Raw genomic sequence first — 26,130 nt, 5'->3', positions numbered from 1 at the left:
TTGCCCCCTCCCACATTTGGTTTGCATCGGATCAGATATTTGCGCGCAGGATGCTGGCGGGTAATGGCTCGCCCTGCTCCACACTGGCCGCCACGGCCGCGATCAACCCCTCGAGCGCATAGCCCTGCCCCGCCAACCACGCCTGGTCGTAATAGGTCGTTGCATACCGCTCGCCCCCATCACACAAGATCGCCACGATCGAACCTGATTCCCCCATCGCTTTCATCTGCTGCGCCGCCATTAATGCGCCAATCAGGTTGGTCCCGCTGGAACCGCCGACTCGCCGCCCCAGGCGCTCAGCCAGGTAATGCATGGCCGCCAGCGACAGCGCATCCGGCACCTTGACCATCGCATCAATCACCTTGGGCAAAAACGACGCCTCGACCCGTGGCCGGCCAATGCCTTCGATCCGCGAACCACAGTCCAGGCGCAGGCTGGCGTCACCGCTCTGGTAGAAATCGAAAAACACCGAGCGCTCGGCATCGGCACACAACACGCGGGTACAGTGCTGGCGATAACGCACATAACGACCCAGGGTGGCGGTGGTGCCGCCGGTACCGGGGCTGGAAATCAACCAGCTCGGTTCCGGGTGCCGCTCAAAGCGCATCTGCTGGAAGATCGACTCGGCGATGTTGTTGTTCGCCCGCCAGTCGGTGGCACGCTCGGCATAAGTGAACTGATCCATGAAATGACCGCCGCTTTCCTGGGCCAGGCGTTCGGACTCGGCGTAGATCTGCGTGGGATCCTGTACCAGATGGCTTTTGCCGCCGTAGAAGGCAATCTGCGCGATCTTTTCCTGGGACGTCGTGGCGGGCATCACCGCAATGAACGGCAGCCCGAGCAGCCGGGCAAAATACGCTTCGGAAATCGCCGTCGAGCCGCTGGATGCTTCAATCACCGGCGCGCCTGGCTTGAGCCAGCCATTGCACAGCGCGTACAGGAACAGCGAACGGGCCAGCCGATGTTTCAGGCTGCCGGTGGGGTGGCTGGATTCATCCTTGAAGTACAACTCGATGCCCGGCAGGCCCGGCAGCGGTAACGGAATCAGATGCGTGTCAGCACTGCGCTGGAAGTCCGCTTCGATGATGCGAATGGCTTCGCGGGCCCAGGGACGGTGGTCGCTCATAAGGAAGAACTCTAAGGATTTCAGCACCGATCTTAGGATGTTTCCTACACTGCACACAGATACAGTGACGACTCAATTGGACACACAATTGCTAGGCTTTGGCGCTACGCCACCCTACACCATCTCTTATAACAAATAAGAATATAACTTTTGTTTTAACAACTAACGGTACGGGTTAGGGTACCCACCTATTGAACCTGGATTGGAGAGCATCCCTTGCCTCTGCGTAGCACTTTTACCCGTTTCTTCCAGCTGGAAGCCGCCAGCGGCCTGTTGTTGATCGCCGCTGCCGCCTTGGCGCTGATCATCAACAACTCTCCGTTGTCGCACCTGTATGGCGCGTTTCTCGACGTGCCGGTGGTGGCCCAGATTGGCGCGCTGCAAATCGCCAAGCCCGCACTGCTGTGGATCAACGATGGCCTGATGGCCCTGTTCTTCCTGCTGATCGGCCTAGAGGTCAAGCGCGAGCTGCTTGACGGCCACCTGTCCAAGCCTTCGCAAGTGGTGCTGCCAGGCGCAGCCGCCATCGGCGGCATGGTCGTGCCGGCGCTGATCTACTGGGCAATCAACAAGGACTACCCCGCCGCCCTCTCCGGCTGGGCAATCCCGATGGCCACCGACATCGCCTTCGCGTTGGGCGTCCTGGCACTGCTGGGCAAGCGGGTGCCGGTGTCGTTGAAGCTGTTCCTGATGACCCTGGCCATCATCGACGACCTGGGCGCGATCATTGTTATTGCAGTGTTCTATTCCGCCGACCTGTCCGGTGCGGCCCTGGCCGGCGCGGGCGCCTGCCTGGTTGCCTTGATTGCAATGAACCGCCTGGGCGTGATCAAGCTCGGGCCCTACCTGATCATCGGCCTGATCCTGTGGGTGTGCGTACTCAAGAGCGGCGTGCACGCCACCCTGGCCGGCGTGACCCTGGCGTTCTGCATCCCTATGCGCACCAGGAATGCCGAGCCCTCGCCGCTGCTTACACTGGAACACGCCCTGCATCCATGGGTGGCCTACGGCATCCTGCCGCTGTTCGCCTTCGCCAACGCCGGGGTGTCACTCACCGGGGTCAGCCTGGAAAGCTTCACCCACCACGTGCCGATGGGCATTGCCGCCGGCCTGCTGATCGGCAAGACCGTCGGCGTGTTCGGCCTCACCTGGCTGGCCATCAAGACCGGCCTCGCAGCACTGCCCAGCGGCGCCAACTGGGGCCAGGTCTTCGGCGTGGCGATCCTGTGCGGCATCGGCTTCACCATGAGCCTGTTCGTCGGCTCCCTGGCGTTTGTGCCGGGTGCCAGCGAGTTTGCCGGGGAGGATCGAATGGGGATTCTGACCGGATCGATACTTGCGGCGTGTATCGGGTACGTGGTGACGGCGATGGCGAGTCGCAAAAAAGCCTGAGCCGACTGAAACGCAGCCCATAAAAAACCCCAACCGGTCACCCGGTTGGGGTTTTCTTTTGCCTGCTGCTTACCGGTCAGCGAGTAACGCGGCTGGTGCCATCAACGGTCATGATGCGGACGCGATCACCGATGCGGAAGATTTCATTTTCCTGCACGGCTTGCACGTAGGCACGCATGCTGCCGTCGTCTTCGCGAACGGTGATTTCCACGCCCTGGGTGCGGGTCAGGCCTTCTTCGGTGGCCGAGCCCAGCAGGCCGCCGGCAACGGCGCCGATCACGGCAGTCACGATACTGCCACGGCCACCGCCGATGGCGCTGCCGCCCACACCACCGATGACCGCGCCGGCAGCGCCGCCAATTGGGGTCTTGGTGCCTTCGATTTTTACCGGACGCAGGGATTCAATGGTGCCCATGCGAACGGTTTGTACACGACGCGCTTCGTCACGGGAGTACGAGTCGCCGGTCAGACTCGAGGCGCAGCCACCCAGCAGCAACGACAGCGTGGTAAAGCAGGCAACCAGTAAAACGGACTTACGCATAGCATCAACTCCAAAGGACAGGTATTCATTAGACGCTGCAGCTTGACGCCTGTCACGACAAGCCCGGCAGGAAATTGCTTTCATTCAGCCTCAGTACAGACTGCCCGTAGCCAAAATACCGACCAACGGTAGCACTCTCATCGTAACCAGGAACTTCATGGACTATTTCATCATTGTAGTCACTACCGTCGCCGGCCTATACTTCCATGGTTGGTTGTACCTGCGTATCCGACGCTGGATAGACCGCGACCTGGCACTGTCCCTGGCGGGAGACGATCTGCACAAGCGTGCCTTTATGCTGCAACAACTGGAGCAGGCGCGGATCTCGAAGATCAAGCGAAGCGAGTTGCCGCAGTGGCTGACGAACGCCGCACAACAGTACACAGCCGAAACCTCTTCAACAGAGACTTCGGTGTGATCGACATCATTCCAGTGGGGTGACGAAAGGTGCCGCTCAGGGCGCCAGGCGCTCGCGGGTCCATTCGGTCCCTTGCAGGCGGTAGTTCAGGCGGTCATGCAGGCGGCTGGCGCGGCCTTGCCAGAACTCGATGCGCTCCGGCAGCAGGCGATAGCCACCCCAATGCTCGGGGCAGTCGGGCTGGGTATCGCTGAAACGCTGTTCGGTGGCCTTGAGCAGGTCCTGCAGTTCTTCACGGTCACGAATGACCTGGCTCTGCGGGGAAGCCCAGGCGCCTAAACGACTGCCCAGGGGGCGGACCTGATAATAAGCGTCGGACTCCTCAGGGGTGACCTTGACCACCCTTCCTTCAATACGCACCTGGCGCTCCAGGGTCGGCCAGAAGAACGTCATGGCCGCAAACGGCCGCGCCGCGAGCTGTTCGCCCTTGGCGCTCTGATAGTTGGTGAAGAAGGTAAAGCCCTGCGCATCCAGGCCCTTGAGCAGCAGGATGCGGCAGTGCGGGCGACCGTCCTGGTCGACCGTAGCCAGGGTCATGGCATTGGCTTCCACCGGTGGCTGCTCGGTTTTCACCGCATCGGCAAACCACTGGTGGAACAACGCAAACGGCTCGTTCGGGGCTTGGGCCTCGCTCAAACCGTCCCGTGTGTAGTCACGGCGCATATCGGCCAGTGCCTGGGTCATGCGGCTTTATCCTTGTGGTTCAGCGGATCAGTTTTTCGCCTGGTCATTCGCAGCCGGTGCAGCAGCCTTGGCTTTGGCCGGGGCCGGTTTCTTCGCAGCGGGCTTGGCCGGGGCTTTTTTAGCCGCTGGCTTGGCAGCAGCCTTTTTAGCTGCGGGTGCCTTTTTAGCCGGAGCCTTGGCGGCCGGGGCCGGGGCTGGAACGTTCTGCACCGCAACCATTTCGGCTACAGGCGGGGTCTTGCCCGATTGATACTTGCTCAACAGCGCCAGCATGGTCGTGCGCTGGGTGAACATGATTTCCATGCGGCGGTTCAGCGCGCGGCCCTGGGTGCTGTCGTTGGCGGCACGTGGCATCAGGTCACCCATGCCACGCAGCATCAGGCGGTCCTGTTTCAGGCCGCTGAGGCTGAAGATCGAGGCGATGGACTGCGCACGTTCCTTGGTCAACGCCTGGCTGGCAGGCGCGGTACCGGTGGCATCCACGTGACCCAGCACCAGCACGGCAGTTTTTGGATCGGCTTCCACCGCCTTGGCGACGCGAGTGAACGGCCCCAGGGTAACCGGCAGCAGCATCGCCGGGCGTTTCGGGTTGTAGGAGCCGTCTACCGGAGCAATCACCACGAGTACGTTATCGCGACGTTCCAGCTGCAGGTTGCTGTCCTTGATGGCGGCGCGCAGGCGCGGCTCATAGTCGTCCAACCAGGCCTGGGTGATTTTCGGGTCAGGCATCGGCACATTGGTCACGTCGACCTTGGCCAATGGCTTGGGTTTGCTTTCGAACGGCCACCACCAGTGAGTTTCGCTGTCGGTCTTGGCGACGGCAGGCGCGGCGTCTGGAGCCGGGGTCGCGGCCTTGAGGTCGGCTTTCAGGTCAGCCTTGGCATCAGCGGCCTTCTCGTCGGCGCTCTTGGAGGAGAACGGCCACCAGCTGGAACCGGTGTCAGCCTTGGCGGCCGGCGCTGGCGCGGAGGCGACAGGCGCAGCAGCAGCAGCGGCTACAGGTGCGGCAGGCTTGGCGCCGGCAGCGGGCTTGGCGTCCGGCTTGGCGTCGGTTTGGGTCACTGCGTCCTTGGTCGTGGCCTTATCCGATCCAAATGACCACCAATGCCCACCCTCGGCATCATTTTGTGGAGTTTGTGCGCAACCGGTAATAGTGAGGCAAAGCGCCAGTGCCAAGGACTTGTTCGATAACATGAGATATCCACAAAATGAGAAAAGAAACGGGGGTCTCGATGACCCGTTAAACAGACGCTTACAGAACATTAAAGTTACATCATTTCGTTCAGCGCCTTCTTATAGTTGCCTTTGTAACAAAAAAATGTGAAACAGCAAGGGGTTTACAGACAACCGGCCAATATTCCGACCAACTTCTGTGCCCGTGGGTCCATAAGTACATAAGGCCCCAATGTATTAGTCACGAAACCAAACGCTACATCATGCTCAGGATCGGCAAAACCCACCGAGCCGCCGGCGCCTGGATGCCCGAACGCACGGGCGCCAAGGCCAAATGTAGCATTGGGCAACTGTGGTTGATCCAACATGCAGCCCAGCCCGAAGCGGGTTTGTGTCAATAATGTTTTATCCGGCCCGATACTGTGTTCACGGGTCAATTCTTCGAGCATGTCGGCTTCCAACAAACTACCGTCCAACAAACCACTATAAAAACCCGCCAGACTACGCGCATTACCGTGACCATTTGCCGCCGGCTGCTGCATGCGTCGCCATTCAGGTTTATTAGTACTGGTGAGAATAGACGGCGGGTTGGCAAATGCCCGCGTCGTCATGGCGGTGGGCTCGCGCATCATTACTTGCAGTAAACGCTGCGCGGCTTCATCGCCCATATTGCCTTTGCTGCGCGCTATATGTGCAACACGATAAAACTCTTCGTCGGCCAGGCCCACGTGGAAGTCCAGCCCCAGCGGCCGTGCCACCCGCGCCACAATGGACTCACCCGGCCCACGCCCATCGGCGCGGCGCAGCAATTCGCCGACCAGCCAGCCGTAGGTGATCGCCTCGTAGCCATGGCCCTGGCCCGGCGTCCACCACGGGGCTTCGGCTGCCAGGGTGTCGACCATCAATTGCCAGTCGTACAAGGCTTCGGTGGGCAGCATCTCGCGGATTGCCGGCAACCCCGCCTGATGGCAGAGCAATTGGCGCAGCGTAATGTTTTCCTTACCGGCAGCAGCGAACTCAGGCCAGTACCTGGCCACTGGCGCGTCCAATTGCAACTTGCCCTCGGCCACCAGTTGCAGGGCCGTGACAGCGGTGAAGGTCTTGGTGCAGGAAAACAGGTTGACGAGGGTGTCGCTGTGCCAGGCCTCGGTACCGTCCTTGTCGGCGGTACCGGCCCACAGGTCAACGACGGTTTCGCCGCCGACCTGGATGCAGAGCCCGGCGCCACGCTCCTGCGGGTCATCGAACAACGCGGCGAACGCTTCACGCACCGCTTCGAACTGGAGCTCGTAATGACCCTGAACCTGCACCTAAGCCCCCTAGGAAAACACCGTAAAAAGTGGCCGACATTGTTCCAGCCATTGTGGGATTTGTGAACCCGTCAACAATGAATCAATGACCATTTCCCGAATGCCCACCGGCGTGTCCGGCGCCCTGTCCCGGGCCTTTGCCCTCACGTCCAGGTTTGCTGCCTTCGCTTTCATGAACCGTGCTGGCGGCCTTGGCCTTTTCCGCTTCCTTGCCCAGTTGATCCACCGCCGCCAGGTTGCTTCTACGCACACTGTCGACGAACCCCTGGAACGGTACGTCAGTGATGCCCACCAGGCCGAAGTGGCCGTTTTCACCGTCCAGCAAACGGCCGGTCACCGGCTGGTCCAGGTACTGGAACCAGTGCACGCCGACAATGGAAGGCTCGGCCATGGCTTGCTTGAGGAAGTTGGCATATGCCACGCCACGCTCTTCTTCCCTAGGCAACTGGGTCACGCCGCCCCAGAACGGGCCACGGTCCGCAGAGCCGAAGTTGAATTCAGTGATCAACACCGGTTTGTCCAGGGCGCGCAGCGCGGCAAAGTCATAGCCGTCCTGGGGTTTGAGCGTGTACATGTTGAAGCTCAGCACATCGCAATACTGCGCGCACGACGCCACGGCTTCAGGCGTACTCACCGCATAACGCCCGCCCAGCAGCAGTTGGTTGGGTGCGTGCCATTTCAGCGAGTCGGAGATGGTCTTGAAGTAGGCATCGGCGAAGGTCTTCTGGAAGTATTTGAAGTCAGCTTCGATTTCCGGGTGCTCAGGGTTGGGCATCGGCGGTTCGAAGCCCGGGTCTTCCATCAGCTCCCACCCCGCCAACTCGATGCCCCAGGCTTTCGACAGGCCTTGCTCGTTGCGATACTTGTCACGCAATTGCTTGAGGAACGCGCGCTTGGCCGGTACGTCGGTGGTCATGCGCAAGGTGCCGTAGGCCAGGGCGTAGCGGGATTTCGGATCATCGCCGGGGCCGGCCCAGGCCAGTTCGTTATCGGCAAAGAAGCCGATCAGCCAGGGGTCGTCGCGGTGGTCGCGGGCGGCAATGGCCACCGCGCGCTCGGTCGCCATGGCGAAACGCGGATCGAACGGATCGGGCATGCCGCCCCACCAGTCGGTGCCGGTGCTGATACTGGCGTAGTCGCCGACGATCGACAGCGGCAAGGTGTACGGCACACGATCGGCAGTGGCCAACGCGCCGTCGCTCCAGTTGCCGACGGTATTGAAACCCCAGGCTTGCAGGCGATCAAGGGTATGGGTCACCCAGCGTTTCTGGTCAAATCCTTCGCCGCCATAAGTACGCTGCAGGTTGGCGCCGTAGAAATCGTACCAACGCCCGGCAGCAAAGCCACGACCTTCACCCGCACCATTGCCGGTGCGGTTATCGCCGCTGCCGTAGTACTTGTCGAAGGGTTCACCGGCCTTTGGCAGCGCCGCGAACATCCACTCACGACCGGCCACGTAGGTCTGGCTGTTGTCCGGGGCCACGGTATTGACACCCAGGGAATAGAACGGATGGCCTTCCGGAGTCACCAGGTACCAGCGACCGTCACGCTTTTCGGTGCGGAAAAAGCCACTGGCCTTGAACGCCGGCCCTTTGTTCCAGCCGCCGAACGTGTCCAATGCGGATTTATCACGCGCGGCCAGCCAGCCCTGCAGTTGGGTTTGCTCCTTTGCCGCGGCCGCCTTGAGCTGTTCGTCGCTGCTGATCTTTTCCGGCCAGCGCGCGCGGGTGGACTGGCCATAGGTATCCACCAGTTCGCTGTAGGCCGCCTTCAGCACCGGCTCGCTGTCCTGCACACCAAAGCGTTCCAGCAGGATGCTTTGCGCGGCGTTGGGCTTGATCATCGACAGGGTCACCGAGACCACCTGGCTACGGTCGATCTCGCCGGCGCTGCTGGCCAGCAACACGCGCTGGCCATCCACGCTGATCGGCATCGGCGGGCCGGCCTTCATGCCCTGGCTCAACGGCGAGTTGGCTTGCAGCGGGACCAGCAAGGTCTGGGCGGGGCCGGCCGGCAGGTCGATGCGGCTGACCAGGGTCTTGCCATCGCTGCTCTGCACCTTGACGTAGAGGGTCAGCGCCCAGTCCATGGCACTCTGGATACGCAGGCTCATGGCGCCGGACTGCGACCAATCCCAGGCACCGGCCTGTGGGCTGAGCACCAGGCTCGGCTCGGCGGCCGGGTTGAAGGTGATGCGACGCAACACCTCGCCTTCGGGGGTTTGTTCGGCGTTGTATTGCGGCAGGCTGGCGTCCTGGGTCGCCACCTTGACCACATCGGCAGGCCGGACGAAGTTGAACAATGTCTGTTGCCCCGCGGGCGCGGCCATCAACGGCGCAGTGAACAGCAGGGCAAAAAGGGCGGGCAGCGTGCGAATCATACGAACAAGGTTCTCCCAAACGGCCGGTAAATAGCCTGATGACATAAATCGATAGCAGTGAGATAGACCACGAAGTGGGCGAATTCGCCCACGATGGCTTAAGAAATTTCGCGCCGGAAGGGCGGCAACGCATTCAGGATCGCCTTGCCGTAGCGCTGGGTCACCAGGCGGCGGTCGAGCAAGGTGATGGTGCCCCGGTCTTCCTCGGTACGCAGCAAGCGACCGCAGGCCTGCACCAGCTTCAAGGAAGCATCCGGCACCGAGATCTCCATGAACGGGTTACCGCCCCGCGCTTCGATCCATTCGGCCAATGCGGCCTCGACCGGATCATCCGGCACCGAGAACGGGATCTTGGCGATCACCACGTGTTCGCAGTAGGCGCCGGGCAAGTCCACGCCTTCGGCGAAACTCGCCAGGCCGAACAGCACGCTGGAATCCCCGCCATCGACACGCGCCTTGTGCTTGTTCAGGGTTTCCTGCTTGGACAGGTTGCCCTGGATAAACACCTGCTTGCGCCAGTCGCGGTCGAGGCCGTCGAACACGTCCTGCATCTGTTTGCGCGACGAGAACAACACCAGGGTGCCGCGCGAACCTTCCACCAGGGAGGGCAGGTCGCGGATGATCGCAGCGGTGTGCGCCGGCGCATCCCGTGGATCGGCCTTGAGATCGGGCACCCGCAGCACACCGGCGTCGGCATGATGGAACGGGCTTGGCACCACCGCCGTGACGGCCTTTTTCGGCAAGCCCGCGCGCATGCGGAAGCGGTCGAAGGTGCCCAGGGCGGTCAGCGTGGCGGAGGTCACCAGGCAGCCGTACGCCACGTTCCACAGGTTGCGGCGTAGCATCTCGGCGGCAAGGATCGGGCTGGCGTTGACCTCGATATCAAACAACGCACCGCTTTCCGACAGGGTCAGCCAGCGGGCCATGGGCGGGTTGTCTTCGGGGTCTTCGACGGTAAAGGCCGTCCACAGCTCCCAGTTGCCCTGGGAACGGGACAACAGGCTGCCGAACAGCGGATACCATTCCTCGGCCTGGTTGCTGGCGATGCCGATGTTGACCTCACCGTCCATGCCTTCCTTGAGCAAGTCAGTCAGGCGGGTGAACAGGTCGGTAAGACGGGAAAAGCCTTTCTTCAGCTCGATGCCCATTTCGCGCATATGCTCGGGGATCATCCCACCGACAAAACGGTGGCGCGGGCGCTCACGGCCTTCCACATCTTCGCCGGGCTTGAAGTCGGCCACCTGTTCGCAGGCGCTGAACATGAACTGTTGCTGGGTCTTGATCTCCCGCGCCAGCTCCGGCACCTGTTCGATCAGCTTGCCCAAATCGCCGGGCAGCGGGTGCTGGGCGAGCAATTTGGTGAGATTCTTCGCGGTGGTTTCCAGCCAATCGGCGGTGGAGCGCAGGCGCGTGTAGTGGGCGAAGTGGCCGATAGCCTTGTCGGGCAGGTGATGGCCTTCGTCGAACACGTAAAGGGTGTCACGCGGGTCCGGCAACACGGCACCGCCGCCCAGGGCCAGGTCGGCCAGGACCATATCGTGGTTGGTAACGATCACGTCGACCTTGCCCATGCCTTCGCGGGCCTTGTAGAAGGCGCACTGGCCAAAGTTGGGGCAATGGCGGTTGGTGCACTGGCTGTGGTCGGTGGTCAGGCGTGCCCAGTCGGCATCTTCGAGGGCGGTGGGCCAGCTGTCGCGGTCGCCGTCCCATTTATTGCCGGCCAGTTTCTCGATCATGCTGGTAAACAGCTTCTGGCTGACCTCATCCACTTCGATCTTGAAGCCTTCTTCCTCGAACAGCGACGCCGTGGCGGTTTGCGCGTGGCCTTCCTGCAGCAGCACGTCGAGCTTGGACAGGCACATGTAGCGGCCACGGCCCTTGGCCAGGGCGAAGGTGAAGTTCAGGCCGCTGTTGCGCATCAGGTCGGGCAGGTCTTTGTAGACGATCTGCTCCTGCAGGGCGACAGTGGCAGTGGCGATCACCAGGCGCTTGCCGGCGGCCTTCGCGGTCGGGATCGCAGCCAGGCTATAGGCCACGGTCTTGCCGGTACCGGTGCCGGCTTCGACGGCCACGACGGCGGGCTCACCTTCGCGGCGGCCTTCGTCATCGGTGTCGATATCCCCGAGGACCTTGGCCACTTCGGCGATCATCAGGCGTTGGCCGTAGCGCGGTTTCAAGCTCTTGGCTTCGAGAAAACGCGTGTAGGCGCCCTGGATCGTGGTTTTGAGTTCAGTGCTGATCATGGATAGTCGGGCGCAAAAAACGCTGGATAAATTTTCAGTGGTTCGGATCGGCAGCTATCATACCCCGCTAATTAATCCCGCGCAGAACGGAGTACCACAATGACCGCGTTTAGCCTCGTTTACACCCTGCATGTATTGGCCGCCCTGATCTGGGTCGGCGGCATGTTTTTCGCCTGGATGATCCTGCGCCCCGCCGCTATGGCGGCCCTTGAGGGCCCTGCCCGACTCAAGCTGTGGGCCAATGTGTTTCAACGTTTTTTCGTGTGGGTATGGGTGGCAGTGCTGGTTTTGCCGATCAGCGGCGTCGGCCTGCTGCACCTACGGTTCAGCGGGTTTGAAAGCGCACCGCGCTATGTGCAGGTGATGATGGGTTTGTATCTGGTGATGACGGCGTTGTTTATCCGCATCCAGGCGCTGAAGTTTCCGCAGCTGAAGGCGGCGGTGACGGCTGAGGATTGGCCGGCGGGTGCGGCTGCACTGGGGCAGATTCGCAAGCTGGTGGGGATCAACCTGATCGTGGGGTTGGTGGTGGTGGCGATTGCATCGGCTCGGCCGATGTTTTGAGTACAGCCACAAGCTGCAAGCTTGAAGCTTGCAGCTTGCAGCTTGCAGCTTGCAGCTTGCAGCTTGCAGCTTGCAGCTCTTTAGAACTTAGAGCCGCTGAATAGTCACGGTACCCGCAGGCCCAGCTGGCCCCGGCTGCCCTTCCAACCCTGGGCGGCCCTTCTCGCCACCATCGGCGCGGTACACCAGGCAGCCTTTGGACTCCCCGCCTTTGCCCGGCTTGCCGGCCGTACCGGCCAAACCGCCAGCACCGCCATCCACCCAGACCTTGATGTGTTCCGCCGGGAAGTCCTTCGGCAATTCCACGCGAACCTGTGCACCCGCCCCACCCGGCAGGCCATCGCCGCCGTTATCGCCATTGAAACCGCGCCCCGCCGAGCCCCAGGTACACCCAGGATCCACGCCATTGGCGCCATCCAGCCCGGCATACCCTTGGGCACCGGCGCCGCCACGGGCATCCACCGAGAGTTCTTCAGCCGTCAGCGCGTTGATGCGCAAGGTCAGGTCACGCCCGGCCTTGGCCGGTTTTTCATGGGTACCGGGGGCACCGCGCGAGGTGATCTGGCTGCCATGCTCAAGGTGCGCATGCCGCACCTGCAATTGCAGCGCGGTATTGCCAGGAACAATCGCGATGCGTGCGTCGCGGCCCAGGTGCAGTTCATCCACCGTGACCTGGCTGATGGTGGCCGGAATCAGCAACGTGCCGTAGTCCGCCACGTCCAGGCGCTCCAGTTGCAACACACTGGTGCTGGAGGGAAGGCGCATCAATGAGTTCGTTTCGACACTGACGCTCTGGGCCAGGGCAACGGGGCTGACCAACAGGGCCAACAGAAAAACCTTACGCATCATGGGGCTCCTGAGTGTTTTCAAATTTTTCTTTGGACGCACAGTAACGACTTCTACAGGCGATTTGCCAGTGAAGGTTCAAAAAACTTGAGAGGGAGCGGTTCAAGCGAGGGTGGCCGGCAATGCCCCTGTGGATCCCACAGGGGCAAGGGCTGTCAGCGGTTGATCTGGATTTCCGTACGGCGGTTCAGGGCGCGGCCTTCAGCGGTCTTGTTGTCGGCGACCGGATGGCTTTCGCCCGCCCCGGTGACAGACACAAAGGCACTGCGGGGCACCCCGGCGCCGATCAGGTAATCGGTGACCGAATGGGCACGTTTTTCCGAGAGTTTCTGGTTGTAGGCGTCTTTACCGACGCTGTCGGTGTGACCACTGACCCGTAGCTGGGCGCTCGGGGCTTCCTGTTTCAGGCGCGTGGCAATGGTGTCGAGTTTGGTTTTATCCGCTGCCGTCAACTTGGCCGAGTCGAACTGGAAGTGCACATCGCGGATCACGATGGTTTCTTCCTTGACCACGACCACCTCCTCGACCACCGCCGCTGGCGGCGCCGGAGGGCAACCATTGGCGTCGACCTGCACACCTTTCGGGGTGCCCGGGCACTTGTCGCGGCTGTCCGGCACGCCATCGCCATCTTCGTCGCCATCGCCGTGCACCCAGCAATAGGCGCCGGCCATACCGCCGACCAGCAACGCGCCATAGCCTGCGTAGGCCGAGCTTTCAGTCGCACCGATCGCCGCACCGGTCACACCGCCAACAGCGGCACAGGTAGGCCAATCGGTTTTTTGCAAGCCTGCGCAACCTGTCAATACTCCGGTTAGCAGAACCAAGGGTAGAGCTGTCCGCATGATGCTCATCTGACTTTCTCCTGAGGGGATCGGCGGGGGCCGATGGGTGGAGTAAAGACCGCTCTTTTCAACTGCGCCACTACGCCAAGCCCCCGTATTCATTGGGGATCGCCGCCCACGTAGGACTTTTCGCAGCCACCCGCTCTAGGCCCGCACGCTCAGCCGCGCTAGTCTCTATGGTCCTGATGTGAGGATCTCTGATGACCGCTGGTATTTCTGCCCGTACTCCCCAGCAAGCGCTGGCCGCCTTGCTCGATCTGCACCAGCCCAAACGCCTGTTGCTGTTGGGTGCCAGCCAGTTCCCGGCGCTGGACGCCTTTAAGGACGCGCACCCTGACACCCAGGTGTTCTGCGCCGCGCCAGGGCCATTGCCGCAAGCGCTGGCGGCCCAGCGTTTTGACCTGGCGCTGGTGGTCGATTGCCTCGAGTACCTGCCAAAACCCCAAGGCCTGACCTTGCTCGGCGGCATCCGCAACCTCAACGCCAGCCGCATTGCGGTGCTGGTGGACCTGGGCGCCTGCGGCTGGAAGGAAACCGACTTTTTCTCCCTGGCCCTCCAAGCCGGCGAGCGTTTCCAGCGCGACGAGCAGGTGCTGACGCTGTTTACCTACGATCTGCTTGACTATAAACAGGTGCCGGACTGGCTCAACGCCCGTTTCTGGGCCAACCCGGAAAACTTCGGAAAGTATTGGTGGTAACCCGATGAGTACATCCATTTGCCCCTGCGGCAGTGGCAACCTGCTGGATGCCTGCTGCGGTCATTATCACGCCGGGCACCCGGTCCCCTGCGCCAGCGCCCTGATGCGTTCACGCTACAGCGCCTATGTGCTGGGCCTGGTGGATTATCTGGTCGCAACCACGTTGCCCGCGCAACAGGCCGGCCTGGACCGTGAGGCCATCGCCGCCTGGAGCGCCCAGAGCACCTGGCTCGGCCTGGAAGTTGAAAGTTCCGAGGTGTTCGGCGGCCAGCCGGAACACGCCTTCGTGACCTTCACCGCACGCTGGCATGACAGCACTGGCGAACATAGCCACCGCGAGCAGTCTTCTTTCGTACAGAATGAAGGGCGCTGGTACTTCATCGACCCCACGGTGGAAGTGAAAACCGGACGCAACGATGCGTGCCTTTGCGGCAGTGGGCAAAAATTCAAGAAGTGTTGTTCCAGCTATCTCTAACCACCACAGGACTCACGCCATGCTTCGGATCTGCAGCTTGATGCTGGCGTTAACCTTCGGCATGACCGGTTGCGCCTCCTGGTTCGAAGACGATTCGCCCCCGCCGCACGTTTCCCTGGTGAAAGTCGAAGTGGTGCGGGCCAAGCTGCTGGAGCAGAAATTCAAGCTGTACTTTCGCGTGGATAACCGCGACGACTCGGACCTGACCGTGCGTGGGCTGATCTACAAGGTCACCCTGGATGATTTTGTGCTCACCGAAGGCGAGTCCAATGAATGGCTGACGGTACCGCCCAAGGGCCATGCATTTTTCAAGGTGTCGGTGCGCACCAACCTCTGGCCGCAGATCCGCGATGTGGTGCAGATGCTGAAAAAACCCGACCAGCCTGTGCCGTATCGTCTGGAGGGTGAACTGAAAACCGGATTATTCATCGGTTATGACGTGCAGGTGAACCACAATGGCGAGATAATCCCCGGCGATTTTATTCCGGAGCGACATCGATGACTCAGCAACCCCATGTCCATGGTCCTGACTGCAACCACGATCATGATCACCATGATCACGACCACGGCCATGTCCACGGCCCGAACTGCGGCCACGCTCACCAGGAGCCGGTGCGCAATGCATTGAAGGACGTTGGTCGCAACGATCCTTGCCCGTGCGGCAGTGAGAAAAAATTCAAGAAGTGCCACGGGGCGTAAATCGCTCTGAAGGCCCCTGTGTGAGGGAGTTCGCTCCCTTCCACAGCTGCATCGCATTCCAAATCGAAAGCGTCTAAGGGTAGGCGCAAATGTTTGATTGAATTTTCCCCCTCCCACCTTTACCTATACCTACAGGCATTCGCTCAAGCATCACCACTTTTGGAGAGCTTCATGATCGACCTGTATTACTGGACCACCCCCAACGGTCACAAAGTATCGCTGTTCCTGGAAGAAGCCGGCCTGCCCTACAAAGTGCACCCGATCAACATTGGCCAGGGCGACCAGTTCAAGCCAGACTTCCTGAAGATTGCCCCCAACAACCGCATCCCGGCCATCGTCGATCAGAACCCGAGCGACGGCGGCGCGCCGATTTCGCTGTTTGAATCCGGCGCGATCCTACTGTACCTCGCGGAAAAAACCGGCCAGTTCATTCCAAAAAACCTGCGCAGTCGCCAGGAAGCGCTGCAATGGTTGTTCTGGCAAATGGGCGGTCTCGGGCCGATGGCGGGCCAGAACCATCATTTCAGCCAGTTTGCCCCGGAGAAAATCCCCTACGCGATCAAGCGCTACGTAGATGAAACCGCCCGTCTATACAGTGTGCTGGACCGCCGTTTGGCGGACCGTGCGTTCGTGGCGGGTGAGGACTACAGCATTGCCGATATGGCGATCTATCCGTGGATCGTTTCCCACAAGTGGCAGAGCCAGCGCCTGGAAGATTTCCCACACGTTCAGCGCTGGTTCAATAGCATCAAGGAACGGCCAGCGACGGTTCGGGCGTATGAATTAGTCCAAAAGGTCAATCCGCCTAAATCCTGACCTGAAGTCGTACGCGGTCAACAGGTGAGAGAGGCGATGCGACTCAAGATCTAACGGTTTACCCAAACTCCTGCTTGCGTCGTTTCACCGCGCTCACTAACGTAGCGCCTTTACTGACGCTACCCCCCGCAGGAGCTTTGCCATGGCCTCGCCAGCCCTCTCACATTTTCTTCCCCGGTTCGGCGTTGCCGCGGCAGTGGCCAGTGCATTAAGCCTGGCCGGTTGCCAGCTCCAGAGCACCCAGGACACCCTGCCGCCAGTGGCCGGCGTGCAGCCGATCAAGGGCCTCGCACAGAATGTTTCGATACGCCGCAACGCCCAAGGCATGCCGCTGATCGAAAGCAATACCTTCCACGACGCACTGTTCAGCCTGGGTTATGTGCACGCCAGTGACCGCATCACCCAGATGGTCACCCTGCGCCTGCTGGCCCAGGGCCGCCTGGCTGAAATGTCCGGCCCTGAGGTGCTGGATGTGGACCGCTTCATGCGCGCGGTCAACCTGAAGAAAAGCGCCGGCGAGCTGTATAACGCCTCGTCGCCGCGCCTCAAGCGCTTCTTCGAAGTGTATGCCCGTGGCGTCAACGCCTACCTGTTCCGCTACCGCGACAAGCTGCCGCCGGATCTGGCCCAGACCGGCTACAAGCCTGAGTACTGGAAGCCGGAGGATTCGGCGCTGCTGTTCTGCCTGCTGAATTTCAGCGAGTCGGCCAACCTGCAGGAAGAGCTGGCGTCGTTGCTGCTGGCGCAAAAGGTCGGCGTGGACAAACTCGCCTGGCTGACACCGAGTGCGCCGGATGAGCCGATCCCCCTGGCCGAAGCCGAGAAACTCAAGGGCGTGAACCTCAGCCAGATCACCGGCCTGGCCGGGCTGGACACGGTCAGCCAGCAATTGAGCAGCCTCAACTCGCTGGCGGTTACCACGTCGAGCAACTGGGCCATCGGCCCGCAACGCAGTCGCAGCGGCAAGAGCCTGCTGGCAGGCGACCTCGCCGCCCAGCCGCAAGCACCGTCGCCGTGGAACTACGTGCAGATTCGCGCACCGAAATACCAGGCCGTCGGCGCCTCGATTGCCGGCCTGCCGACCCTGTTGTCCGGTTTCAACGGCAACGTGGCGTGGAGCATGAGCACGGTCAAGGGCGATACCCAGGACCTGTTCCTGGAGAAGGTCAAACGCCAGGGCAGCGCGCTGTACTACGAGAACAACGGAAAATGGCTGCCGGCAGCGGTGCGTAATGAAACCTTCTTCGTCAAGGGTCAACGCTCGATTCGCGAAGTGGTGTACGAAACCCGCCACGGCGCCCTGCTCAACAGCAGCCAGGCCCTGACCAGCGGTTTTGGCCTGGCCCTGCAAACCGCCGACTTCAAGGATGACAAGAGCCTCGACGCGTTCTTCGACCTGTCCCGCGCGCAAAACGCCGGCAAGGCCTCGGACGCAACCCGGAACATTCGCGCCATTGCCTTGAACATGGTCTTCGCCGACGCCGGCAGCATTGGCTGGCAGGTCACCGGCCGCTTCCCCAACCGCCGCGAAGGCGAAGGCCTGCTGCCCTCGCCCGGCTGGGATACGCGCTTTGACTGGGACGGTTACGCCGACGCGATGCTGCACCCCTATGACCAGGACCCGGCCCAAGGCTGGATCGGCACCGCCAACCAACGCACCGCGCCGCGCGGCTACGGCATGCAGCTGTCCAACTCCTGGGATGCGCCGGAGCGCAGCGAGCGCCTGGCGCAACTGGCCAATGCGGGCAAGCACGACAGCCGCAGCATGATCGCCATGCAATACGACCAGACCACCACCTTTGCCGCCAAGCTCAAGACCATGTTCCAGGCGCCGGGTATGGCCCAGCCATTGAAGCAGGCGATTGATGCGTTGCCGGCGGCCGACCAGGCCAAGGCACGGGAAGCACTGACGCGCCTGATGGCCTTCGACGGCCGCCTGGTGTCGACGTCCGCCGACGCGGCGCTCTACGAACTGTTTCTGCAGGAAAGCACCCGGCAGATATTCCTCGACGAACTGGGGCCGGAAAACAGCGCCAGTTGGAAAGCCTTTGTCAGCAACGCCAACCTGTCCTATGCCGCCCAGGCCGACCACCTGCTGGGCCGCGAAGACAGCCCGTTCTGGGACGACGTGCGCACCGCGCAGAAAGAAGACAAACCCGCCATCCTCGCCCGCAGCCTGGCCGCCGCGATCAGCGCTGGCGAGAGCCAACTGGGTGCTGACCACAAGACCTGGCAGTGGGGCAAGCTGCACAGCACCACCTGGAAAAACACCAGTGGCCAAGTGATTCGCGGCCCACTGGCGTCCGGTGGCGACCACAACACCTTGAACCCGGCACCGTACAGCTGGGGCCAGGACTTCAACACCACCCAGGTGCCGGCGCTGCGCATGATCGTCGACTTCGGCCAGGTGGAGCCGATGATGGGCCAGGGTGGCATCGGCCAATCCGGCAACCCGGCAAGCCCGAACTACGCCAACGGCATCGACCCGTCGCTCAAGGCGCAATACCTGAGCTTCCCGATGCAGCCGCAGAACTTCGAGAAGGTATATGGGAAGGCCAGGTTGACCCTGACCCCAGGCAAGTGACCTGACTTCCACCTGCTGAAACCGGATCCAAATGTGGGAGGGGGCTTGGTCAGTTAAGCGTGCATCGCCTCCTGTAGGAGCGAGCTTGCTCGCGAAAAACGTCAACGATAACGCGTGCTTCCTGAATGAACGCGGCGCCTGTGAGTTTTTCGCGAGCAAGCTCGCTCCTACAAAAAGCCATAACTAGGGCTTGCCCCGTCCCACATTTGGCCCACATGCATTCAGATAGAACTTCTGCGCTCGCCCCCGCCTCATACCTGATAAGCCCATCGCCCCGGTCAGCCCATGGACCTTGTCATCGCCCGGCCCGAAGGCCTCTACTGCCCCGCCGGAGATTTCTACATCGATCCTTGGCGCCCGGTGGAACGCTCCGTCATCACCCACGCCCATGGCGACCACGCCCGCACGGGCAATCAACACTATTTGGCTGCCGCCCCTGGCGAAGGCATCCTGCGCTCGCGCCTGGGCCAGGACATCAACCTGCAAACCCTGGCCTATGGCGAAAAACTCGTCCACCACGGCGTGACCCTGAGCTTCCACCCAGCCGGGCATGTACTCGGCTCGGCCCAGGTGCGCCTCGAGTACCAGGGCGAAGTCTGGGTGGCGTCCGGCGACTACAAAGTGGAACCGGACGGCACCTGCGCGCCCTTCGAACCGGTGCGTTGCCATACCTTTATCACCGAATCCACCTTTGGCCTGCCGATCTACCGTTGGCAGCCCCAGGCGCAGATCTTCGCCGGGATCAACGACTGGTGGAGGGGCAATATTGCCGCCGGCAAAGCCAGTGTGTTGTTCTGTTATTCCTTCGGCAAAGCCCAGCGCATCCTGCATGGCATCGACGCCAGCATCGGGCCGATCCTCAGCCATGGCGCGGTCGAGCCGCTGAACCGGGTTTATCGCGAGGCCGGCATTTATATCCCCGAAACCCTCTACGCCGGCGATTTCAAAAAGACCGACCCATTGCTGCGCCAGGCCCTGATCATCGCGCCGCCTTCCGCCGGTGGCAGCAGTTGGATCAAGCGCTTCGGCGACTACAGCGATGCCTTCGCCAGCGGCTGGATGCGCCTGCGCGGTACGCGGCGGCGACGCGGAGTGGACCGGGGCTTTGTGCTGTCGGATCATGCGGACTGGCCCGGGCTGCTGTGGGCGATCGAACAAACCGGCGCCGAACGGGTGATGGTCACCCACGGCTCCGTCGGCGTATTGGTACGCCACCTGCGGGAAAAAGGCCTGGATGCCCAGGGCTTCACCACCGAATACGGTGATGACGAAGAGGAGGCCACGGCATGAAAGCCTTCGCCGAGCTGTACGCCAACCTCGACGCCACCACCTCCAGCAATGCCAAGCTCGCGGCCCTGCAAGCCTACTTCCTGCAAGCGCCGCCTGAAGACGCTGCGTGGGCGGTGTATTTCCTGTCCGGCGGACGACCGCGGCAATTGGTACCGACGCGTCTGCTGCGGGACATGGCCACCGAAGCATCCGGCATCGAGCCGTGGCTGTTCGAAGAGAGCTACCAATCGGTAGGCGACCTGGCCGAGACGATTTCCCTGCTCCTGCCGGAATCCACCTACACCTCCGAGGACGGTCTCGCCGTATGGCTGGAAGAAAAACTCCTGCCGCTGCGTGGCCTGTCGCCCCTGGACCTGGCCGAACGGTTACCGGCGTTATGGGCGCAACTGGACCAGCCGAGTCTGATGGTGTGCGTCAAGTTGATCACCGGCAGCTTTCGCGTCGGCGTATCCAAACTGCTGGTCACCCGCGCCCTCGCCGCCATGGCCGACCTCGACAGCAAGCGCGTTGCACAGCGGCTGGTGGGCTACACCGATCTGTCCAACCGTCCGACAGCCGAGGGATACCTCAAGCTGATCGCTGCCGAATCATCCGACGAGCATGCACAACGGGGCGGACAGCCCTATCCGTTTTTTCTCGCCCACGGGTTGTCGCAGCCGGTGGAGCAGTTCGACACGTTGCTCGGCTCTCCCGCCGACTGGCAGGTGGAATGGAAGTGGGACGGCATTCGCGCGCAACTGGTTAAGCGTGAAGGCCGCCTGTGGATCTGGTCGCGGGGCGAAGAGCTGGTGACCGAGCGTTTCCCCGAACTGCACAGCCTGGTCAGTGGCCTGCCCGATGGCACGGTGATCGATGGCGAGATCGTCGTCTGGAAAGACGCGGTGCAACCCTTTGCCCTGCTGCAGCAGCGGATCGGCCGCAAGACCCTGAGCAAAAAAGTGCTCGACGATGCACCGGTCGCCGTCCTCGCCTATGACCTGCTGGAACACCAGGGCGACGACTGGCGCAACCACACCCAGGCCGAACGCCGCGCCCAGCTCGAACAGTTGATCACCCAGTGCAACCAACCGGTGCTGCTGCCCTCGCCACTGCTGACGGCCGCGACCTGGCAGGCCTTGGCCGAGCAACGTGAAGCGTCTCGCAGCCTCGGCGTGGAAGGCATGATGCTCAAGGATCGCCAGGGCCTCTACGGCGTGGGCCGCACCAAGGACATGGGCCTGTGGTGGAAGTGGAAAGTCGACCCCTTCAGTGTCGATGCGGTGTTGATCTACGCCCAACGCGGCCATGGCCGGCGCGCCAGCCTCTACAGCGACTACACCTTTGCCGTATGGGATGGCCCGCCCGGCAGTGAACGCACGCTGGTGCCCTTCGCCAAGGCCTATTCAGGGCTGACCGACGAAGAAATGCGCAAGGTCGACGCCATCGTGCGCAAGACCACCGTGGAGAAGTTCGGCCCGGTCAGCAGCGTGACGCCCAGCATGGTGTTCGAGCTGGGGTTTGAAGGCATTGCCCTGTCCAAGCGGCACAAGAGCGGGATTGCGGTGCGCTTTCCGCGGATGTTGCGTTGGCGCCAGGACAAGGCGGTGGATGAGGCGGATAACCTTGCCACCCTGCAGGACTTACTGGCCTGACCCAGAACACCGCCCCTCCACAATGGATCTCCAAATGTTCCGAAATAGTGCGTTCGATTTTCAATGCCCATTTTCGGGCATCTCCTACACTCATGACTCCCTTGTCCCACCTTTTAAAACGCTCATTCGGAACTATGGTGCAGAAATTGCTACTCGTGATCCGTCTGACACCGTTCAGTAACAGTCCTAAAACGCGCCACAAGCGCTTATCTTGGTTTCCAGGGATTAAATAATGAAAAAAGCATTGCTGACCCTTTCTGCACTGGCTCTGTGCATGGCCGCCGGTACCGCGTTGGCCAAGGAATACAAGGAACTGCGTTTTGGTGTCGATCCGTCCTACGCGCCGTTCGAATCCAAGGCGGCCGATGGCAGCCTGGTAGGCTTCGATATCGACCTGGGCAATGCGATCTGCGCCGAACTGAAAGTGAAGTGCAAGTGGGTCGAGAGTGACTTTGACGGCATGATTCCAGGCCTCAAAGCCAACAAGTTCGACGGAGTGATTTCGTCCATGACCGTGACCCCGGTGCGCGAGAAAGCCATCGACTTCTCCAGCGAACTGTTCTCCGGCCCGACCTCGCTGGTGTTCAAGAAAGGCGCGGGGTACTCGACCCCAGAGTCCCTCAAGGGCAAATCCGTGGGCTACGAGCAAGGCACCATCCAGGAAGCCTACGCCAAGGCCGTATTGGATAAAGCCGGTGTAACCACCAAGGCCTACGCCAACCAGGACCAGGTTTATGCCGACCTGACTTCCGGTCGTCTCGACGCTTCGGTGCAGGACATGCTGCAAGCCGAACTGGGCTTCCTGAAGTCCCCGGCCGGTGCCGACTATGAAGTCAGCGCCGCCATCGATGACCCATTGCTGCCATCGAAAACCGCCATCGGTATCAAAAAAGGTAACACTGAACTGAAGGCCCTTTTGGATAAAGGTATCAAAGCGTTACACGATGATGGCACCTACGCCACCATCCAGAAGAAACACTTTGGCGATCTGAACCTGTACAGCGGCAAATAATGCCTGGGGCGCCCCTTCTCTCAAGGGGCGCTTTTTTATCGCCATAGGTCCTGATTTATGTTCGAAGAACTGTTGCAAACCCTCGGGCTGAGCGCACTCAGCCTGAAGGGTTTCGGCCCGTTGTTGCTGCAAGGCACCTGGATGACCATCAAGTTGTCGGTGCTGTCCCTGGTCGTCAGCGTATTGCTGGGCCTGCTCGGCGCCAGCGCCAAACTTTCCAGCCTGCCCTTCCTGCGCATCCCCGCCCAGCTCTACACCACCCTGATTCGCGGTGTACCCGACCTGGTGCTGATGCTGCTGATTTTCTACAGCCTGCAAACCTGGCTCACCGGCCTGACCGACTTCATGGAATGGGAATACATCGAGATCGACCCATTCAGCGCCGGGGTGATCACCCTGGGCTTTATCTACGGTGCTTATTTCACCGAGACGTTTCGCGGCGCGATCCTCGCCGTCCCCCGTGGCCAGCTGGAAGCCGCCACGGCCTATGGCCTCAAGCGCGGGCAACGCTTTCGCTACGTGACCTTCCCGCAGATGATGCGCTTTGCCCTGCCGGGTATCGGCAACAACTGGATGGTGATGCTCAAGGCCACGGCCCTGGTGTCGATCATCGGCCTGGCGGACCTGGTCAAGGCCGCCCAGGATGCCGGCAAAAGCACCTACCAACTGTTCTACTTCCTGGTACTCGCCGCGCTGATCTACCTGTTGATCACCAGCGCGTCCAACTTCGTCCTGCGTCGTCTTGAACGTCGCTACTCCGCAGGCTCACGGGAGGCGGTGCGATGATCGAACTCTTGCAGGAATACTGGCGCCCCTTCCTCTATAGCGACGGCCAGCACATCACCGGCCTGGCCATGACCCTGTGGTTGCTCAGCGCCGCCCTGGTCATCGGCTTTGTGGTGTCGATCCCGCTGTCCATCGCCCGTGTATCGCGCAACCCGCTGGTACGCTGGCCGGTGCAGTTCTACACCTACCTGTTTCGTGGCACGCCGCTCTATATCCAGTTGCTGATCTGCTATACCGGCATCTACAGCATCGCCGCCGTACGCGAACAACCGCTGCTGGATGCGTTCTTTCGCGATGCCATGAACTGCACGATCCTGGCATTCGCCCTCAACACCTGCGCCTACACCACGGAGATTTTCGCCGGGGCCATCCGCAGCATGGCCCACGGCGAAGTCGAGGCGGCCAAGGCCTACGGTTTAAGCGGCTGGAAGCTGTACGCCTACGTGATCATGCCCTCGGCGTTGCGCCGCTCGTTGCCCTACTACAGCAACGAAGTGATCTTGATGCTGCACTCGACCACGGTAGCGTTTACCGCGACGATCCCGGACATCCTCAAGGTGGCGCGGGACGCCAACTCGGCCACGTTCATGACGTTCCAATCATTCGGTATCGCCGCGCTGATCTACCTGACCGTGACCTTCGCCCTGGTCGGTCTGTTTCGTCTGGCGGAGCGCCGCTGGCTGGCGTTTCTCGGACCAAGCCATTAAGGAGCCTTCATGCGTCATCAGGTACACGATCTGATCGCACCGGTGCCAGGCACGGCGCGGCAGATTCACAGTTTCCACTTCGGCCCCGAACATGCCGAAGGCAAGGTCTATATCCAGTCATCGCTGCATGCCGATGAACTGCCGGGCATGCTGGTGGCCTGGCACCTGAAAGTGCGCCTGGCCGAGCTGGCGGCAGCCGGGCGGTTACTGAGCGAGATCGTGCTGGTGCCCATCGCCAATCCGGCAGGCCTGGAACAGGTGTTAATGGACACCCCGCTGGGCCGCTACGAGTTGGAAAGCGGGCAGAACTTCAATCGCCTGTTTGTCGACCTCAGCGATACCGTCGGCGATCAGGTCGAGGGCTCGCTCGGCGATAACCCGCAACAAAACGTCGAACTGATCCGCGCCGCCTTGAGCGCTGCCCTGGCCGTGCAAATCGCCGAGACCCAGTTGCACTCCCAACGCCTGGTGTTGCAACGCCTGGCCTGCGATGCCGACATGGTGCTGGACCTGCATTGCGACTTCGAAGCCGTGGCGCACCTGTACACCACGCCCGAAGCCTGGCCGCAGGTGGAGCCGCTGGCACGCTATATCGGCTCGGAGGCCAACCTGCTGGCTACCGACTCCGGCGGGCAGTCCTTCGATGAGTGTTTCACCCTGGTGTGGTGGCAGTTGCAGCAACGCTTTGGCGCGCGCTTCCCGATCCCCATGGGCAGTTTTTCGGTGACCGTCGAACTGCGTGGCCAGGGCGACGTCAACCATGGGTTGGCCGCCCTCGACTGCCAGGCAATCATCGACTACCTGATTCACTTCGGCGCGATTGCCGGCGACGCCGCACCGCTGCCCGAGCTGCCCTACCCCGCCACGCCGCTGGCGGGCGTCGAACCCGTGGCAACGCCGGTGGGCGGCCTGCTGGTGTTCAGCGCCCTGCCCGGTGAATACCTGGAAGCCGGGCAACTGATCGCCGAAATCATCGACCCCATTACCGACCGCGTAACGCCCGTGCACTGCCAGAAGGCCGGCCTGCTTTACGCCCGTTCGCTGCGCCGCATGGCCACTGCCGGGATGGTCGTCGGCCATGTCGCAGGCACCGAGGCCTACCGCAGCGGCTACCTACTTTCGCCTTGAGGATGCACGCCCCATGTACAAATTGACCGTTGAAGGCCTGCATAAAAGCTATGGCGACAATGAGGTGCTCAAAGGTGTCTCGCTCAAGGCCAGGACCGGTGATGTGATCAGCCTGATCGGCGCCAGCGGCTCGGGCAAAAGCACCTTTTTGCGTTGCATCAACTTCCTGGAAACCCCCAACGACGGCGCCATGACCCTCGACGGCCAGCCGATCCGCATGGTCAGCGACCGCCACGGCATGCGCGTGGCCGACGATGCCGAACTGCAACGCCTGCGCACACGACTGGCGATGGTGTTCCAGCATTTCAACCTGTGGAGCCATATGAGCGTGCTGGAAAACATCACCATGGCCCCGCGCCGGGTGCTGGGTTGCAGCAAAAAGGACGCCGAAGACCGCGCCCGTCGCTACCTGGACAAGGTGGGTTTACCGGCACGGGTAGCGGACCAATACCCGGCGTTCCTGTCCGGTGGCCAGCAACAACGGGTGGCCATCGCCCGCGCCCTGGCCATGGAGCCGGAAGTGATGCTGTTCGACGAACCCACCTCGGCCCTCGACCCGGAGTTGGTGGGTGAAGTGTTGAAGGTCATCCAGGGCCTGGCCGAGGAAGGCCGCACCATGATCATGGTGACCCACGAAATGAGCTTTGCACGCAAGGTATCCAGCCAGGTGCTGTTCCTGCACAAGGGCCTGGTGGAAGAGCAAGGCGCGCCGGAGGATGTGCTGGGCAATCCGAAGAGCGAGCGCCTGCAACAGTTCCTGAGCGGCAATTTGAAGTAAACCTTTG

25 protein-coding genes are annotated in these 26,130 nt (G+C 61.7%); 16 read left to right on the top strand and 9 right to left on the bottom strand.

The features are described 5' to 3' along the window. Nucleotides 1-31: 31 nt before the first annotated feature. Entirely contained in the window at nucleotides 32-1,126 is a 1,095-nt protein-coding gene (locus BLW22_RS04210) for a PLP-dependent cysteine synthase family protein (RefSeq protein ID WP_074844280.1), read from the bottom strand. Between the two features lie 216 nt (nucleotides 1,127-1,342). Here BLW22_RS04210 and nhaA point away from each other — a divergent pair, with 216 nt between their 5' ends. Further along, a complete protein-coding gene (nhaA, locus tag BLW22_RS04205; protein ID WP_065926426.1) occupies nucleotides 1,343-2,518 on the top strand; it encodes a Na+/H+ antiporter NhaA in 1,176 nt (391 codons plus the stop codon). 76 nt (nucleotides 2,519-2,594) lie between these two features. Here the strand turns inward: nhaA and BLW22_RS04200 are convergent, their stop codons facing one another. Continuing rightward, on the bottom strand, nucleotides 2,595-3,059 hold the full coding sequence (locus tag BLW22_RS04200; protein ID WP_003189251.1) for an outer membrane lipoprotein: 465 nt from the start codon (nucleotides 3,057-3,059) through the stop codon (nucleotides 2,595-2,597). Nucleotides 3,060-3,216: 157 nt separating this feature from the next. Between BLW22_RS04200 and BLW22_RS04195 the strand changes: the two genes are divergently transcribed. Then, nucleotides 3,217-3,477 carry a hypothetical protein gene (locus BLW22_RS04195; RefSeq protein WP_065947319.1) on the top strand — a complete coding sequence of 87 codons (261 nt, stop codon included), beginning with the start codon at nucleotides 3,217-3,219 and terminating at the stop codon, nucleotides 3,475-3,477. Nucleotides 3,478-3,513: 36 nt separating this feature from the next. On the opposite strand, the gene pdxH is transcribed toward BLW22_RS04195, so the two are convergent. The 5 genes from pdxH to dinG all read right to left on the bottom strand — a co-directional run bounded on the left by pdxH (nucleotide 3,514) and on the right by dinG (nucleotide 11,267). Beyond that, nucleotides 3,514-4,161: a pyridoxamine 5'-phosphate oxidase gene (gene pdxH, locus BLW22_RS04190; protein ID WP_027604436.1), complete on the bottom strand. Its 648-nt coding sequence runs from the start codon at nucleotides 4,159-4,161 to the stop codon at nucleotides 3,514-3,516. A 27-nt stretch (nucleotides 4,162-4,188) separates the two neighbouring features. Beyond that, nucleotides 4,189-5,355 (bottom strand): OmpA family protein, encoded by a 1,167-nt coding sequence (locus tag BLW22_RS04185; protein ID WP_074844279.1) that lies wholly within the window; start codon nucleotides 5,353-5,355, stop codon nucleotides 4,189-4,191. A gap of 143 nt (nucleotides 5,356-5,498) precedes the next feature. Beyond that, complete coding sequence (locus tag BLW22_RS04180; protein WP_065926429.1) at nucleotides 5,499-6,644, bottom strand: serine hydrolase domain-containing protein; 1,146 nt, start codon at nucleotides 6,642-6,644, stop codon at nucleotides 5,499-5,501. 82 nt (nucleotides 6,645-6,726) lie between these two features. Next, entirely contained in the window at nucleotides 6,727-9,024 is a 2,298-nt protein-coding gene (locus tag BLW22_RS04175; protein ID WP_065926430.1) for a beta-galactosidase, read from the bottom strand. Between the two features lie 98 nt (nucleotides 9,025-9,122). Next, nucleotides 9,123-11,267: an ATP-dependent DNA helicase DinG gene (gene dinG / locus BLW22_RS04170; protein WP_027604440.1), complete on the bottom strand. Its 2,145-nt coding sequence runs from the start codon at nucleotides 11,265-11,267 to the stop codon at nucleotides 9,123-9,125. Nucleotides 11,268-11,366: 99 nt separating this feature from the next. Here dinG and BLW22_RS04165 point away from each other — a divergent pair, with 99 nt between their 5' ends. Continuing rightward, on the top strand, nucleotides 11,367-11,831 hold the full coding sequence (locus tag BLW22_RS04165) for a CopD family protein (protein WP_065926431.1): 465 nt from the start codon (nucleotides 11,367-11,369) through the stop codon (nucleotides 11,829-11,831). A gap of 87 nt (nucleotides 11,832-11,918) precedes the next feature. On the opposite strand, the gene BLW22_RS04160 is transcribed toward BLW22_RS04165, so the two are convergent. Together BLW22_RS04160 and BLW22_RS04155 are read right to left on the bottom strand one after the other, a co-directional pair. Beyond that, nucleotides 11,919-12,677 carry a collagen-like triple helix repeat-containing protein gene (locus BLW22_RS04160; RefSeq protein WP_065926432.1) on the bottom strand — a complete coding sequence of 253 codons (759 nt, stop codon included), beginning with the start codon at nucleotides 12,675-12,677 and terminating at the stop codon, nucleotides 11,919-11,921. A gap of 155 nt (nucleotides 12,678-12,832) precedes the next feature. Further along, nucleotides 12,833-13,528 (bottom strand): PA1041 family peptidoglycan-binding anchor lipoprotein, encoded by a 696-nt coding sequence (locus tag BLW22_RS04155; RefSeq protein WP_027604443.1) that lies wholly within the window; start codon nucleotides 13,526-13,528, stop codon nucleotides 12,833-12,835. Nucleotides 13,529-13,719: 191 nt separating this feature from the next. Here BLW22_RS04155 and BLW22_RS04150 point away from each other — a divergent pair, with 191 nt between their 5' ends. From BLW22_RS04150 to BLW22_RS04090, 13 genes are all read left to right on the top strand, one after another. Continuing rightward, nucleotides 13,720-14,217: a DUF6231 family protein gene (locus tag BLW22_RS04150; protein WP_065926433.1), complete on the top strand. Its 498-nt coding sequence runs from the start codon at nucleotides 13,720-13,722 to the stop codon at nucleotides 14,215-14,217. A gap of 4 nt (nucleotides 14,218-14,221) precedes the next feature. Beyond that, nucleotides 14,222-14,692, top strand: coding sequence for a YchJ family protein (locus tag BLW22_RS04145; protein ID WP_074844278.1), 471 nt, complete (start codon nucleotides 14,222-14,224; stop codon nucleotides 14,690-14,692). 19 nt (nucleotides 14,693-14,711) lie between these two features. Further along, nucleotides 14,712-15,194, top strand: coding sequence for an LEA/WHy family protein (locus BLW22_RS04140; RefSeq protein ID WP_065926435.1), 483 nt, complete (start codon nucleotides 14,712-14,714; stop codon nucleotides 15,192-15,194). Further along, nucleotides 15,191-15,391, top strand: coding sequence for an SEC-C metal-binding domain-containing protein (locus BLW22_RS04135; RefSeq protein WP_003189235.1), 201 nt, complete (start codon nucleotides 15,191-15,193; stop codon nucleotides 15,389-15,391). Before BLW22_RS04140 ends, BLW22_RS04135 begins: the two co-directional genes overlap by 4 nt. A 171-nt stretch (nucleotides 15,392-15,562) precedes the next feature. Continuing rightward, nucleotides 15,563-16,207 carry a glutathione S-transferase N-terminal domain-containing protein gene (locus tag BLW22_RS04130; protein ID WP_074844276.1) on the top strand — a complete coding sequence of 215 codons (645 nt, stop codon included), beginning with the start codon at nucleotides 15,563-15,565 and terminating at the stop codon, nucleotides 16,205-16,207. Nucleotides 16,208-16,349: 142 nt separating this feature from the next. Next, nucleotides 16,350-18,791, top strand: coding sequence for a penicillin acylase family protein (locus BLW22_RS04125; RefSeq protein ID WP_074844275.1), 2,442 nt, complete (start codon nucleotides 16,350-16,352; stop codon nucleotides 18,789-18,791). Between the two features lie 285 nt (nucleotides 18,792-19,076). Further along, nucleotides 19,077-20,081 (top strand): ligase-associated DNA damage response exonuclease, encoded by a 1,005-nt coding sequence (locus BLW22_RS04120; RefSeq protein WP_074844272.1) that lies wholly within the window; start codon nucleotides 19,077-19,079, stop codon nucleotides 20,079-20,081. Next, the gene (locus tag BLW22_RS04115) at nucleotides 20,078-21,712 is read left to right on the top strand and encodes an ATP-dependent DNA ligase (RefSeq protein ID WP_065947312.1); all 1,635 of its coding nucleotides are present in this window, start codon (nucleotides 20,078-20,080) and stop codon (nucleotides 21,710-21,712) included. The genes BLW22_RS04120 and BLW22_RS04115 overlap by 4 nt, the downstream gene beginning before the upstream one ends. A gap of 232 nt (nucleotides 21,713-21,944) precedes the next feature. Continuing rightward, complete coding sequence (locus BLW22_RS04110) at nucleotides 21,945-22,724, top strand: transporter substrate-binding domain-containing protein (RefSeq protein WP_065926440.1); 780 nt, start codon at nucleotides 21,945-21,947, stop codon at nucleotides 22,722-22,724. Between the two features lie 57 nt (nucleotides 22,725-22,781). Then, nucleotides 22,782-23,510: an ABC transporter permease gene (locus BLW22_RS04105; protein ID WP_065926441.1), complete on the top strand. Its 729-nt coding sequence runs from the start codon at nucleotides 22,782-22,784 to the stop codon at nucleotides 23,508-23,510. Beyond that, complete coding sequence (locus tag BLW22_RS04100) at nucleotides 23,507-24,217, top strand: ABC transporter permease (RefSeq protein ID WP_027604453.1); 711 nt, start codon at nucleotides 23,507-23,509, stop codon at nucleotides 24,215-24,217. The genes BLW22_RS04105 and BLW22_RS04100 overlap by 4 nt, the downstream gene beginning before the upstream one ends. Before the next feature lie 9 nt (nucleotides 24,218-24,226). Then, on the top strand, nucleotides 24,227-25,345 hold the full coding sequence (locus BLW22_RS04095; RefSeq protein WP_065926442.1) for a succinylglutamate desuccinylase/aspartoacylase family protein: 1,119 nt from the start codon (nucleotides 24,227-24,229) through the stop codon (nucleotides 25,343-25,345). Nucleotides 25,346-25,358: 13 nt separating this feature from the next. Then, on the top strand, nucleotides 25,359-26,123 hold the full coding sequence (locus BLW22_RS04090) for an ABC transporter ATP-binding protein (RefSeq protein ID WP_016973168.1): 765 nt from the start codon (nucleotides 25,359-25,361) through the stop codon (nucleotides 26,121-26,123). Nucleotides 26,124-26,130 lie beyond the last annotated feature (7 nt).

Origin of the sequence: Pseudomonas marginalis (genome assembly GCF_900105325.1) — a bacterium.
GTDB classification, from domain to species: Bacteria; Pseudomonadota; Gammaproteobacteria; order Pseudomonadales; family Pseudomonadaceae; genus Aquipseudomonas; species Aquipseudomonas marginalis.
This window is presented reverse-complemented; position numbering and strand designations above follow the sequence as displayed.

What these genes read in the sequence shown, in the direction of transcription:
- BLW22_RS04195 (WP_065947319.1), top strand. Translation starts at nt 3,217, where the DNA reads ATGGACTATTTCATCATTGTAGTCACTACCGTCGCCGGCCTATACTTC.
- BLW22_RS04150 (WP_065926433.1), top strand. Translation starts at nt 13,720, where the DNA reads ATGACCGCTGGTATTTCTGCCCGTACTCCCCAGCAAGCGCTGGCCGCC.
- BLW22_RS04125 (WP_074844275.1), top strand. Translation starts at nt 16,350, where the DNA reads ATGGCCTCGCCAGCCCTCTCACATTTTCTTCCCCGGTTCGGCGTTGCC.
- BLW22_RS04185 (WP_074844279.1), bottom strand. Translation starts at nt 5,355, where the DNA reads ATGTTATCGAACAAGTCCTTGGCACTGGCGCTTTGCCTCACTATTACC.
- BLW22_RS04100 (WP_027604453.1), top strand. Translation starts at nt 23,507, where the DNA reads ATGATCGAACTCTTGCAGGAATACTGGCGCCCCTTCCTCTATAGCGAC.
- BLW22_RS04115 (WP_065947312.1), top strand. Translation starts at nt 20,078, where the DNA reads ATGAAAGCCTTCGCCGAGCTGTACGCCAACCTCGACGCCACCACCTCC.
- BLW22_RS04105 (WP_065926441.1), top strand. Translation starts at nt 22,782, where the DNA reads ATGTTCGAAGAACTGTTGCAAACCCTCGGGCTGAGCGCACTCAGCCTG.
- BLW22_RS04165 (WP_065926431.1), top strand. Translation starts at nt 11,367, where the DNA reads ATGACCGCGTTTAGCCTCGTTTACACCCTGCATGTATTGGCCGCCCTG.
- BLW22_RS04140 (WP_065926435.1), top strand. Translation starts at nt 14,712, where the DNA reads ATGCTTCGGATCTGCAGCTTGATGCTGGCGTTAACCTTCGGCATGACC.
- BLW22_RS04120 (WP_074844272.1), top strand. Translation starts at nt 19,077, where the DNA reads ATGGACCTTGTCATCGCCCGGCCCGAAGGCCTCTACTGCCCCGCCGGA.
- dinG (WP_027604440.1), bottom strand. Translation starts at nt 11,267, where the DNA reads ATGATCAGCACTGAACTCAAAACCACGATCCAGGGCGCCTACACGCGT.
- pdxH (WP_027604436.1), bottom strand. Translation starts at nt 4,161, where the DNA reads ATGACCCAGGCACTGGCCGATATGCGCCGTGACTACACACGGGACGGT.
- BLW22_RS04110 (WP_065926440.1), top strand. Translation starts at nt 21,945, where the DNA reads ATGAAAAAAGCATTGCTGACCCTTTCTGCACTGGCTCTGTGCATGGCC.
- BLW22_RS04160 (WP_065926432.1), bottom strand. Translation starts at nt 12,677, where the DNA reads ATGCGTAAGGTTTTTCTGTTGGCCCTGTTGGTCAGCCCCGTTGCCCTG.
- BLW22_RS04210 (WP_074844280.1), bottom strand. Translation starts at nt 1,126, where the DNA reads ATGAGCGACCACCGTCCCTGGGCCCGCGAAGCCATTCGCATCATCGAA.
- BLW22_RS04095 (WP_065926442.1), top strand. Translation starts at nt 24,227, where the DNA reads ATGCGTCATCAGGTACACGATCTGATCGCACCGGTGCCAGGCACGGCG.
- BLW22_RS04155 (WP_027604443.1), bottom strand. Translation starts at nt 13,528, where the DNA reads ATGAGCATCATGCGGACAGCTCTACCCTTGGTTCTGCTAACCGGAGTA.
- BLW22_RS04175 (WP_065926430.1), bottom strand. Translation starts at nt 9,024, where the DNA reads ATGATTCGCACGCTGCCCGCCCTTTTTGCCCTGCTGTTCACTGCGCCG.
- BLW22_RS04090 (WP_016973168.1), top strand. Translation starts at nt 25,359, where the DNA reads ATGTACAAATTGACCGTTGAAGGCCTGCATAAAAGCTATGGCGACAAT.
- BLW22_RS04200 (WP_003189251.1), bottom strand. Translation starts at nt 3,059, where the DNA reads ATGCGTAAGTCCGTTTTACTGGTTGCCTGCTTTACCACGCTGTCGTTG.
- BLW22_RS04145 (WP_074844278.1), top strand. Translation starts at nt 14,222, where the DNA reads ATGAGTACATCCATTTGCCCCTGCGGCAGTGGCAACCTGCTGGATGCC.
- BLW22_RS04135 (WP_003189235.1), top strand. Translation starts at nt 15,191, where the DNA reads ATGACTCAGCAACCCCATGTCCATGGTCCTGACTGCAACCACGATCAT.
- BLW22_RS04130 (WP_074844276.1), top strand. Translation starts at nt 15,563, where the DNA reads ATGATCGACCTGTATTACTGGACCACCCCCAACGGTCACAAAGTATCG.